This is a genomic window from Aquiflexum lacus (assembly GCF_015476655.1).
GTDB classification, from domain to species: Bacteria; Bacteroidota; Bacteroidia; order Cytophagales; family Cyclobacteriaceae; genus Aquiflexum; species Aquiflexum lacus.
The window spans coordinates 100,010-111,064 of record NZ_JABFHF010000019.1 but is presented as its reverse complement, the minus strand read 5'-3'; the positions used below and the strand labels follow the sequence as shown (position 1 = coordinate 111,064).

Sequence of the window (11,055 nt, the reverse complement as noted above, 5' to 3'; positions counted from 1 at the left end):
ATATAGGTTTACAATTTTAAATTAAATTGTGTCAACCTATTTCAGTACACGACCCCTTTTCAGAAATGGAATTGCTCCCGACAGCTGTACGGGACCCGAAAAATAATAGGGCGGAGTTGCAAACTCCGCCTAGTCAATGTCGTATTCTACACCCAGCGACCACTGATTCTAAAAGGTGAAAGGTAGAAGTCTACACCTAGATGGGGGCAAACTTAGTTTAGATAAATGCTTATTCTTCACTCAGGCTGGGATTCCAGAAAATAGAAACCTAAATTCCATTCTCTTTTGCAAAATTCTGATCAAGAAACCGTTGCAAATTATCCTTGCTGTTAGAAATTATTAGATTATTTGATACGGAAGAAGATAGCTTATTTATATCCTTAACTACTGAAGAATCTATTTTTTCTCTTTCAATAAGAAAAATATCATTTTCAATTATATTTAATTCCATATCAGTTATTCTCAATGAATGTTTAGGCGAAAGTGGGAGGTAAAAATTAAAGCCATTTAGAAATTTAGTATTGTGAATTATCCCTTTACTATCTAAGGCAACTCCAGGATTATCGGTAGTTAAAAAAAAATCAGAATTATCATCAAGTTCTAATAGTTTCCAAGATGATGAAACTATAGCATCTCTAAATTTTTTATAGTTTTCTTCAGGGTTCTCATATTTTCGTATTAGGCTCTCCTTTTGAAGTTCCTGTGTTAAATTTTCCTTATTTAATAAACTTTTAATAGACTTTTGATAAACAACATCAAATATATCCTTCGGAATCCCTCTTTCAAAAGCTTCATTTCTAAAAAAATCATACCTTTTAGATGAAATCTCTGTTAATCTTTGAATTTTACTTCTCTCGTTTAGTAATTCCTGATACGGATTTCTAACTTTCAGATGAATTATAAAGTCCGAAAATAATGTGGCCTCTCTCAAGCTAAGAGCACTTTCACTTATAATCTTTTCAATAATTTTTGGAATCTTGTTTTCATAAAAACCATTAACATTATTTTCTATATATTGCTTTGGCCTTTTTCCTACAGAAATAGGCAAATCCCTATCTATATTGTAATAGTACTCTTTATAGCAAATTGCTGCTGGGAATGAAGGTTTGATTTTTGCCGAATATCCCCTTTTCATATTTTCAAGATTAAAAACATAAAGCGGTTCTTTTTCACATGATTGAAACTTTCTTAAATAAAATTTAGGAACAAAATGTTGATTTTTTTTATCCGCCATAATCACCCCCTTCCACTACACTAATCTCCTCTTCCGTCAACTCATACACCAAAGCATCGATCTCGCGGTCGAGGCGGGTGATGTCGGATTGGGAGGCTTGAGCTTTGGTTTTTTGTTCATTGAAATAGGCCATCCATTCGGCTTCCTCTCCTAGACTTAACTTTACCTTGGCCTTGGTTAACTCTACCAAAAACCTTTTTAGTCTAGGCTGTGCGGATAGGTAATTCTTAAGAACTGAATTCTGAAAAAGAGGCATATTTAACTTGGGTTCCAAATGGCATTCAAACTAATTGGTTTTTGAAGATAAGGAATAAAGTAAATTTTCGGTAAAAGGGAAAGAGTTTTTAATGGGGAAGGAGGAATTTAAAAGAAATGAAAAAAAAGGGTTACCCGATTTTTCAGGTAACCCTTGATGATGGTTTTTTGGAATTCTAAAGATTATAGCGGATACCTCATCGTGGCAGCGATCAAATTGTCCTCGGGCATATCCTCAGGTTCGGTCATATATACTTTGCCCTTAAACTCAATGACCTTGGCAGCGGCTTCATCTACCAAGCAATGAGAATCATCTTCCTGCTCTTCAGTAAGGTTTACTTGATGGGTTTCAGGATCATATTTTCCCCAAAGGTGTTCATGGTTTTTATTGACCAACAAGGTATCCACCGCACCTGTTAGTGCTGCTTTGATGATTTTGAGATTGTCATTGCTGACTGCCAAGCCTTCCGCTTTTTTGGCCTGAAAGTTTTCTTTTCTTTTTTTCCTTTCTTCCAGAAAGTGTGGTTCTGCTATTTCCCAAGATTTTTGATGTAAGGTCATCATGTCTTTTTCCTGAAATGCCCCGCTGACATGACCATCCATCAAATGATTGTATTTACTGGCTTCTTTAAAAATCGGAATCAGATAATCCACCCCAGCAAGGTATAGGGGCAGTGGGTTTTTGTATAAGAGTGGCTCGAGCATATTGGTCATCCTGTGAAAGTAATTGAGGATCGTGACTTTTTTCACTTCATCCGCACCCCCATCATGTCCGTGGTACATGGCGCCGGCATTGCCAATTCCACCCTGACCATGCAGTTGATCCTGATTCTCATCCTCGTCTTCTTCGGCAGTGAAGGATACCGCCACTTCCTCAGGGTCAAGTAAGACCTCTTGTATGACACTCCTGGTAGCTTCGTAAAGTCTGATCCTGTCAAGGTTGAGCAAGAGAAGATAATAGTGGCCATCATCATTCAATTCAGGAACCATGGGCAACAACATGGGTTTTGTACCTATAAAATGACTGCTATCATTGATTTCAATCGGAAGCTTGAACAGGTCCATATCTCCATCTTTAGATAAAAAACAGGCCAGCGTATCAGAATTGTTTTGCCAAAATTTGAAATTATCCAAAAGCTCCTGGGCAGGATCTAAAAGGTTATTGATTTCTGAATTCGACATCCTATATTCTTTTTCTAAGGTTTTTTTCACATTTGAAAGCTGATTTTTAAAATGAATCATATCCTCCTTGTAACCATTTGAACTTTGCCTGGAAGTAGGAGAATAGATGGATATCATCGGGTTTGCTGTTTTATTGGAAAGATTTATAAAATCTTCTCTATTAAAAATCTTCATATCTATTATTTATTAGTTAAACATGTATTTTTGTTGATTCTAGCCTTTCGACTGATGTGAATGGTGCAAAAACCATTCCTTGGAAGGGAAAATATTAACTAAAATATATTAAATATGAATTACACCGAAAATTACAAAGGGATTAAAATTGATGTTCAAGCCCCACAAGTTGACCTTCCGGAAGGTTTGCAGGCCCAGATTAGAAAATCCATAGACAAGATTTCAAGATTTACCCACGACATCAATGCGGTTGATCTTTATTTTAATATTTCGGGAACAGGAAAGACCGCTGAAAGACAATTGGGCATGAGGGTTGGTATCCCAGGACCTGATGTTTTTTCTGAGGAAAAGGCAAAGGACAGATGGAACACCATGCTGAGAAGTGTCACGGATAAAAATATTCGTCAATTACAGAAGGATAAATAGGTCTTTTTGGTTTGATGGCCTAAATCGAATTTTAAAGCCTATTTCAAGTATAGGATATTTATTGATATTGGATATTTATGGATATTATGGTGCCTAGCTAGGGCTCACAAGTATCTATCAATATCCAATATTAATTTTTGCTTATTTCAATACTTCAAATTACCGTACACCGATTCGGATTATGCAAAACTTTATGTTTGACTTATTCTCAAAGTCCCTAAAGGGACGGAAAAGCAACCATATTTTTCCTGGAATTGCATAAAACATGTCAAAACATCCTGAAGCTTTTTATTTGGTCTATAAAGTTCAAAGCACTTTGGGGATTGATGATCAAGATGAAGGCTATTCCAAACAGTGCGCCATATAAGTGGGCGTCATGATTGATGCCATCGGAACCTTTTTTTGCCTGTACGACCGAATAGATCAAAAACATGATTCCCAAGGCAAATCCCGGTAAACAAATAATCCCAAAAAGGCAGATGTCCGACAAGGGCATCAAAATGATACTCCCAAATACCGTCGCAGCAACACCTCCCGATGCACCCAAAGCCCGGTAAAATGAATGATCTTTATGCTTAAAGTAGGTTGGAATGTCGGCAACCACTATGGCACCCACATAGAAAAGCACATAGGCAATTATTCCCAACACTGTTCCAAATTTAAAGATCAAAAACATCTCCACCACCCTTCCAAAAAAATAGAAGGTAAACATGTTGAACAGCAGGTGGATATTGTCTTTGTGGATAAATCCCGACAGCACGAACCTGTCCCACTGCCCCATATTTTTGATCATGTAGGGAGTAAACATCCACCTGTTGAGCAGTTCAGGCTTTTTCCACGCCAGATAGGAGGTCAATGCAGTAAGGGCAATCAATATGACTGTTACGGATAATTCCATTTGGTGAGGTGTTTAGGAGTCTTTTAGTGATTTTTAAAACTATCCATCAAATGTAGGTGATAAAATGCAAACAAAACTTGTCCTTGTCACCTCGACGTCAGAAGGCTCTTTAGATATCTCTCTACGTTCGATATGACAAGGAGGAGTCATAGACACGATTGATCCATCAAAGGCATTCAATACTTCAAATGGCGTATCCTTGTCACCTCGACGACAGGTCTTGTCCGCCGTGGCGGAAGAGGTCTAAGACCTTCAAGGCAGAACAGATATCTCCTGACGTCGATATGACAAGGAGAAGCCTTTGGCACAATCTATCCAATAAAAGTATTCTAAAGTCCTTTCAAACTTTACTTCGTCACCTCGATCCCGATAGCAAGATGTCTGCCCCTAATACTTCCAGATTTACTTCTCCCTATCCACTAAATTTTGAGTAAGTCCCAAAAGTTCCTCGAAATGGTTCTGATAAGGTACTTTCAAGGAAGTGAATTCCGAAAATCCTTTGTCAAAATACTCCTTCATTTTCGACTCTGTCAAGGCTTTTATCCCCAATTCCTTATAGATAGCGGTGACTGCCTCAACTTTTTCGGCTTTATCAAAATCTTTGGCTTCAATCCAGTTTTCCAATAAATTCTTTGTTTTTCCTTTGGCTAATTCTTTTGCTTTGAGCAGAAGGAAGGTTTTTTTGTTGGAAATGATATCTCCACCTACCTGTTTCCCAAACTTCGCCTTATCTGCATAGACATCCAAAAGGTCATCTTTCAACTGAAAACCAATACCAATATTGACTCCGAAGTTATAGAGATGTTCTGAATCTTCTTTGGATGCACCGGCCAAGATGGCGCCAAACTGTAAAGCAAAACCAAGGAGAACTGCTGTTTTCAATCGGATCATGTCGATGTAATCTTCCTCGGATACCGTAGGCAGGGTTTCGAAATTCATGTCCTTCTGCTGTCCTTCACAGACCTCTGCGGCTGTTTTATTGAAAAGTCCGATGCACAACTTGAGTTTGTCTGCTTCAATTTCAAGCAGCATATCATAAGCTTTGACCAGCATGACATCTCCCGAGAGGATAGCTGTATTGGCATTCCATTTTTCATGCACGGTTTGATTTCCCCTTCTAAGCGGGGCATCGTCCATGATGTCGTCGTGCATGAGTGTGAAATTGTGGAAAACCTCTACGGCCATAGCAGGGGTGAGAATGTTTTGATAATCCTCTCTGTACAGCGAATAGGCCATCAATGTGAGTAAGGGACGGATGCGTTTCCCGCCCAAACTCATGATGTAGGATATGGGCTCGTAAAGTTCCTTGGGTGATTCTCCGTATGAAAAACCTTGGATATGGTTTTCCAAGGCATATAATAATTTATCGGCGCTTTTTTTGGCTTGGTTCATTATCAGCAAATTCCAGATCTATTGTTCTCCTATCAATATCCGTAGCAACTACACGGACCATTACTTTGTCCCCCAAAGTGATCATTTTTTTATTTTTCGACCCAATAAGTCGCATGTTTTTTTCATCAAAATCATAATAATCATCTTTCATGTCATGAACACGGATCATTCCTTCGCATTTGGTCTCTGTGATTTCAACAAAAACACCCCACTCGGTAACACCAGCCACAATCCCTTCATAGTCTTTTTCCTCAGCAAGAGACATGAATTCCACTTGTTTGTATTTGATGGATGCCCTTTCGGAATCGGCTGCTCTTTTTTCCCTCGTGGAGGAATGAAGACATTTGTCTTCCCACTCTTCCTCATTGGGAGATTTGCCGCCATCAAGGTAATGTTGCAGCAATCTGTGCACCATCATATCCGGATACCTCCTGATTGGAGACGTGAAATGGGTATAATGTTTAAATGCCAAACCAAAGTGTCCCTTGGGCTCGGTGGTATATTTGGCCTTGGCCATACTTCTGATGGCCAATTGTTCTAGCACATTCTGCTCAGGTTTTCCAACGATTTCGTCCATCAGCTTATTGAGCGCAGCAGATACCCTCTCGCCTTCACCTATTTTGACCTCATGCCCAAACTTCTTGGCAAAGTTGGCAAATGTTTCCAATCGCTCGGCATCGGGATTGTCATGGATTCTATACACAAATGTATCCTTGCCTTTGTTTTTGTTGTAAACAAATTCCGCCACGGTACGGTTGGCCAGCAACATAAATTCCTCTATCAGTTTGTGGATGTCTTTCCGCTCTTTGACAAAAAGCCCAAGCGGTTTTCCTTTTTCATCCAATTTGAACTTGACCTCAACTGTTTCAAAATTCACAGCTCCTTTTTCAAATCTCCTCTTACGGAGTTTTTTAGCGAGATCATTCAAATGGGTCAGTTCTTGATAAAAGTCTCCGGATTGATTGTCTATATTTTCCTGACCTTCTTCATAGGCGAACCGCCTGTCTGAATGCGTTACAGTCCGCCCGATCCAATGGTTCAGGACATCTGCATTTTCATCCAATTCAAAGACACAGGAAAAAGTCAGTTTATCCTCATTTGGTCTGAGGGAACACAATCCGTTGCTCAATCTTTCAGGTAGCATGGGGATTGTTCTGTCTACTAAATAAACCGAAGTAGCCCTGTCGTAGGCTTCTTTTTCCAAACCTGTTTTTGGCTGCACATAGTAGGTCACATCAGCGATGTGGACACCGATTTCAAGGTTTCCATTGTCCAGTTTTCTGTAGGATATGGCATCATCAAAATCCTTGGCATCAGCGGGGTCAATGGTGAATGTAGGTACATCCCGCATATCCCGTCTGTTTTTGATTTCAGAACTCGGGATTTCATCCGGGATAGCATTTGCCTCTTCTTCCACAGCTTTGGGATATTCAAAAGGCAATCCAAATTCAGCCATGATGGAGTGGATTTCCACTTCGTGTTCACCGGCTTTACCCAAGACCCTTGTAATCTTCCCTGTAGGGTTTTTATCATCTTCCCGCCATTCTGTGAATTTGACTACTACCTTTTGATTGTGTTGGGCACCATTTAAGTCACCGGTATGCACAAAAATATCTTGATGCATTTTCTTAAAATCAGGTACTACAAATGCAAACCGGGGAGAGATTTCTACCCTGCCCACAAATTCATCCCGGTTTCTTTGAACTATCTCCAAAACTTTCCCCTCAAGTCTTCCGGTTTTGCCTTTGTTTGGATAGACCATAATTCTCACCCTATCTCCATCGAGTGCTTGTTTGAGGTCTGCTTCTTTAATCAATACATCTTCCTCCAAATCGTGTTTGGGATCCGGCTTGATAAAGGCAAACCTTGGGTTGACAAAATCAACCTCACCTTCTACAAATTCCGGTTCTTTGACGGAAGAAAAATAATTTCTCGGCGTCTTGGATACAGAACCTGCGGCGGCCAATTTATGCAAAGTCGGTTCCACCCCACCTTTGGTGACGGAATCCCTGATTTCAAGTTTTTTGATGATCTGTTTGGCATTGAATTCTTTGCCATAGTTATTGTCCAAAAAATTAAGGACTTTTCTTGCCAACTGGGAGGCATCCATCACTTTTGTCTTCTTCCCCTGTTGATTGTTTGATTTTCTTCCCATAAAAGGTTTATTTCCAATTGTTTAATTTCAGGCCCTTGATCTGTCGGAAATGGGCCTGGTTATTTGTAATTAATTCCATATCTGAGTTTTTGAAAAAGTTTATCAAGAAATTAGTCCTTAAAAAAGTCACTTTCAAATGTCTCATTGATACGGTTTCCTTTAAGCCTGTTTTTCTTTCTATAAAGTTAATAAAATCATTTTGGTTTTGGTGAAATTTTTTAACTTAGAATTTAATTAAAGAATGGATAATTTTTAACCTTTAGAAAGATGAATTCAAAAACTTTGATCCTGTTGTTTTTACTGTGCTTTGCTCTGCAACCTGCTGGCTTTACCCAAAATTTTCAGGGAATCTACCAGACCACCGATCCGGAAAATCCTTTGGTTTTAAGTGTTTCCGAGCAGGGGGAGTTGCTTATGGGTAAACTTTACCAATCTGATTTAAGTTCCAAGGAATTCGTGGGCAGGAAGGGAAAAAGCGGTTTTGCAGGTGTATTTGAGGTAGAAGGAGAGTCTGAAGAGGTTCATGGGATTCTTGACAAGAAACTCCTGACTTTGACTTTAAAAGCTGAAAACAAGACAGTGGAAATGGAAAGGGTTTCCAAAGATTTGAATTACGATTTTTCAAAGGTATTTGGAGAAGCAACAAATGCTTTAAGAGACAAAATCACCGGGGTTTGGATCCTAAAAGAACAGTATAAAACAGAAAATGGTGAGAAAGTAATTTCTGAATTGACAGGTAAAGATTATATGACAGCTTTCAATCCCGATGGTAAGCAAGTAGCTGATGTCAGAGGTTTTAGAGATGCGGAGAATAAAGCAAACAAAGAATTAAACATTCCACAGCATCTAAGGCCCAAGGCGTCAGATTTTTTTGAAATGTCACAGATGATGTCTTGGAAAATCGTCGGAAATAATATTCATGTTTTTCCCACACAAGCTATCCCTGGTGTACCTACTCTAATTAGAAGTGTAGAATTTGAGAATGAGAAGATGATTCTCAAAAGTATCGAGCATGGATGGATTGAGGTGTATGAGCGGAAGAAATGATAATATCTAAATCTAATACTTCAATTTATTTTGTTGATGACCTTATTGATTCAAAAACTTGAATCACGTTGGTAATCCAAACTCCAACCAAGAAATCAAATTTCCTGCATTCCTTTTTTGAGAAGTATTTCCTCCATAAACCAGTGATTTGTTTAGGTTTTTGATTTGGGAGATTTCTTCAAATTTGGCCAGTCCATCAAACGATTGGGTTTTGATTGTTTGGGATGCTTTGAATTCAATGATATCTATTTGATCACCCTTGTCGACCAAAAGGTCGATTTCATTTCCAGAAGCATCCCGCCAAAACCATAGGTCTTGAGGATTGTTTTGATGGTGCATCTGTTTTACATATTCAGCAATCATCATATTTTCAAACAAAGCACCCTTAATCGGATTTGTCAGTAAACTTTCCGTTTTACTGATTTTGAGCAAGTGACATAATAAACCTGTGTCATAGAAATAAAGCTTAGGTGTTTTGACTATCCTTTTATTGTAGTTTTTATGGTTTGGGTATAATTGAAATGTAATGAAGCTTTGTTCCAATGCAGAAAGCCAGGACTTAGCGGTAGGTTGAGTGATACCGCATTCATTGGCCAAGGCATTAAGGTTGAGTAATTGCCCTGCCCTAGCAGCGCAAATGGAAAGGAAGTTTTGGAAAATCCTCAGGTCTCTGATTGCAACGAGTTCACTGATGTCCCTATTGATGTAAGTCTCAATGTAATTGGAATAAAAGATCCTTGATGGGATTTCCCTGTCATAAATAGCAGGGTAAAATCCCTTGATAAGGGATTGTAAATATTCCTCACCCAATAATTCAGCTTTTCCCAATTCCTTGAAATCAAAGGGAAATAATTTGAAAATTGCAACTCTGCCGGCTAGGCTTTGAGTGATGCTGTGCATCAAGTGGAAATTCTGCGAACCTGAAAGGACATAAATACCCATTTCCCCACTTCTATCATCTACGATATTTTGGATGTATGAAAACAATTCGGGAACACGCTGAACTTCATCGAAAATGACATGTGAGTGAAATTCTTTCAAAAATCCATTAGGATCTGACTCAGCGAAGTTTCTGTTATCAGGATTTTCTAAGCTGACATACCTGTAATCCGAGAATAAATTTTTGAGTAGCGTAGTCTTTCCGGATTGTCTTGGTCCGGTCAATGCAATGATCGGATACATAGGTGCTATCTTCTTGATTGCAGATACTATTTCCCTAGAAACCAACATGTTTTTGTTTCAAATTTAAGCTGAATTTTGAAATTTCACAACATAAACTTTGAAATAACATGACTTGAACTTTGAAATAACAAGATATGAATTTTGAAATTACAAGGTCTAAATTTTGAAATAACAGACTTTGAATTTTGAATTGACATGTGGTATTTTAGTTGAAAAAGTGAATAAAGCAATCCATTTCAATTCTAAGGTTGGAAGGGTAATAATTTCTATTAAAAACGAATAGAGTGCCTTTTTTAATATCTTAATATCAATCAGTATCCATAAATATCCACAATCCTATTTCAATAATATTTCTACTATATTTCCGATATATCTCATTCATCAGAATCCTTATTGACAACTTCCATTTCCATATCCGGCGGAAGTCCCTGAAAGGCCAGATAAATCTGGGCGGTGACCAATACATCCCTCAGACAATATTCCCTGATTTTTTCAAGGTCTTTTTCATGGTAATAGGCTTCATTGACCTGTGAACCGTCAATCCCTTCCTTGGAAGTAGGGATGTCAAAAATAGCAGCCAATAATTCCAGCCGGGTATAGTGCTTATAATCCCCGAACTTCCAAAGTTCAAGCGTGTCCAAATGCCGAACTTCCCAAGGCTTTTTGCCGGCTATCTGCAAAGGTTCAGGAAGTGGGATTCTGTTGATCAAAACCCGGCGGCTCAAATAGGGAAAGTCAAATTCCTTTCCATTATGGGCACAGAGTATCCACTTTTTTCTTTGGAGCAATTCGACAAATCCTGCAAGGGTATCATATTCCTGTTCCTCCCCATAACTTTTGGTCCTGAATTCCAGTTTATTCTCTTCTTCCACAAAATGAAAATAGCCCACACCCACACAGATGACTTTCCCGAATTCGGCATAAATGCCTGCTTTATTGAAAAAGAGACTGCCGGGCTCGATTTCCTCATCTTTGGGTTGGATGTGTTTTTCCTTTTTAATCCATTCCTCCTGAAGTCTTGGAGGCAACGCTTCAAATGTTTCTTCTTGTGAAGCCGTCTCAATATCCAAAAACAGGATATCGCTCAATTCATTTAAAAAATTTCCCATA

The 11,055-nt window shown here is 38.6% G+C and carries 10 protein-coding genes; 2 read left to right on the top strand and 8 right to left on the bottom strand.

Annotated features, from left to right (window positions below):
• Nucleotides 1–268 precede the first annotated feature (268 nt).
• From HMJ38_RS16850 to HMJ38_RS16840, 3 genes are all read right to left on the bottom strand, one after another.
• The gene (locus tag HMJ38_RS16850; RefSeq protein WP_194975592.1) at nt 269–1,234 is read right to left on the bottom strand and encodes a DUF4238 domain-containing protein; all 966 of its coding nucleotides are present in this window, start codon (nt 1,232–1,234) and stop codon (nt 269–271) included.
• On the bottom strand, nt 1,224–1,490 hold the full coding sequence (locus HMJ38_RS16845; protein ID WP_194975598.1) for a hypothetical protein: 267 nt from the start codon (nt 1,488–1,490) through the stop codon (nt 1,224–1,226). The genes HMJ38_RS16850 and HMJ38_RS16845 overlap by 11 nt, the downstream gene beginning before the upstream one ends.
• Before the next feature lie 182 nt (nt 1,491–1,672).
• Nucleotides 1,673–2,845: a baeRF7 domain-containing protein gene (locus HMJ38_RS16840; protein ID WP_194975591.1), complete on the bottom strand. Its 1,173-nt coding sequence runs from the start codon at nt 2,843–2,845 to the stop codon at nt 1,673–1,675.
• Between the two features lie 114 nt (nt 2,846–2,959).
• On the opposite strand from HMJ38_RS16840, the gene HMJ38_RS16835 reads away from it, so the two are divergent.
• Nucleotides 2,960–3,271 (top strand): HPF/RaiA family ribosome-associated protein, encoded by a 312-nt coding sequence (locus HMJ38_RS16835; RefSeq protein ID WP_194975590.1) that lies wholly within the window; start codon nt 2,960–2,962, stop codon nt 3,269–3,271.
• Nucleotides 3,272–3,539: 268 nt separating this feature from the next.
• On the opposite strand, the gene HMJ38_RS16830 is transcribed toward HMJ38_RS16835, so the two are convergent.
• The 3 genes from HMJ38_RS16830 to rnr all read right to left on the bottom strand — a co-directional run bounded on the left by HMJ38_RS16830 (nt 3,540) and on the right by rnr (nt 7,716).
• Nucleotides 3,540–4,169, bottom strand: coding sequence for a rhomboid family intramembrane serine protease (locus HMJ38_RS16830; RefSeq protein ID WP_194975589.1), 630 nt, complete (start codon nt 4,167–4,169; stop codon nt 3,540–3,542).
• A 402-nt stretch (nt 4,170–4,571) separates the two neighbouring features.
• Nucleotides 4,572–5,561 (bottom strand): polyprenyl synthetase family protein, encoded by a 990-nt coding sequence (locus tag HMJ38_RS16825; protein WP_194975588.1) that lies wholly within the window; start codon nt 5,559–5,561, stop codon nt 4,572–4,574.
• Entirely contained in the window at nt 5,533–7,716 is a 2,184-nt protein-coding gene (gene rnr, locus HMJ38_RS16820) for a ribonuclease R (protein WP_194975587.1), read from the bottom strand. The genes HMJ38_RS16825 and rnr overlap by 29 nt, the downstream gene beginning before the upstream one ends.
• Nucleotides 7,717–7,983: 267 nt before the next feature.
• On the opposite strand from rnr, the gene HMJ38_RS16815 reads away from it, so the two are divergent.
• Nucleotides 7,984–8,763 (top strand): hypothetical protein, encoded by a 780-nt coding sequence (locus tag HMJ38_RS16815; RefSeq protein WP_194975586.1) that lies wholly within the window; start codon nt 7,984–7,986, stop codon nt 8,761–8,763.
• Nucleotides 8,764–8,826: 63 nt separating this feature from the next.
• Here HMJ38_RS16815 and HMJ38_RS16810 read toward each other — a convergent pair whose 3' ends face one another.
• Both HMJ38_RS16810 and HMJ38_RS16805 read right to left on the bottom strand, forming a co-directional pair.
• Nucleotides 8,827–9,993, bottom strand: coding sequence for an ATP-binding protein (locus HMJ38_RS16810; RefSeq protein WP_194975585.1), 1,167 nt, complete (start codon nt 9,991–9,993; stop codon nt 8,827–8,829).
• 326 nt (nt 9,994–10,319) lie between these two features.
• A complete protein-coding gene (locus HMJ38_RS16805; RefSeq protein ID WP_194975584.1) occupies nt 10,320–11,054 on the bottom strand; it encodes a 3'-5' exonuclease in 735 nt (244 codons plus the stop codon).
• Nucleotide 11,055 lies beyond the last annotated feature (1 nt).

Excerpts from the sequence above, each read along its gene's own strand:
- HMJ38_RS16850 (WP_194975592.1), bottom strand. The coding sequence starts at position 1,234 with ATGGCGGATAAAAAAAATCAACATTTTGTTCCTAAATTTTATTTAAGA.
- HMJ38_RS16845 (WP_194975598.1), bottom strand. The coding sequence starts at position 1,490 with ATGCCTCTTTTTCAGAATTCAGTTCTTAAGAATTACCTATCCGCACAG.
- HMJ38_RS16840 (WP_194975591.1), bottom strand. The coding sequence starts at position 2,845 with ATGAAGATTTTTAATAGAGAAGATTTTATAAATCTTTCCAATAAAACA.
- HMJ38_RS16835 (WP_194975590.1), top strand. The coding sequence starts at position 2,960 with ATGAATTACACCGAAAATTACAAAGGGATTAAAATTGATGTTCAAGCC.
- HMJ38_RS16830 (WP_194975589.1), bottom strand. The coding sequence starts at position 4,169 with ATGGAATTATCCGTAACAGTCATATTGATTGCCCTTACTGCATTGACC.
- HMJ38_RS16825 (WP_194975588.1), bottom strand. The coding sequence starts at position 5,561 with ATGAACCAAGCCAAAAAAAGCGCCGATAAATTATTATATGCCTTGGAA.
- rnr (WP_194975587.1), bottom strand. The coding sequence starts at position 7,716 with ATGGGAAGAAAATCAAACAATCAACAGGGGAAGAAGACAAAAGTGATG.
- HMJ38_RS16815 (WP_194975586.1), top strand. The coding sequence starts at position 7,984 with ATGAATTCAAAAACTTTGATCCTGTTGTTTTTACTGTGCTTTGCTCTG.
- HMJ38_RS16810 (WP_194975585.1), bottom strand. The coding sequence starts at position 9,993 with ATGTTGGTTTCTAGGGAAATAGTATCTGCAATCAAGAAGATAGCACCT.
- HMJ38_RS16805 (WP_194975584.1), bottom strand. The coding sequence starts at position 11,054 with ATGGGAAATTTTTTAAATGAATTGAGCGATATCCTGTTTTTGGATATT.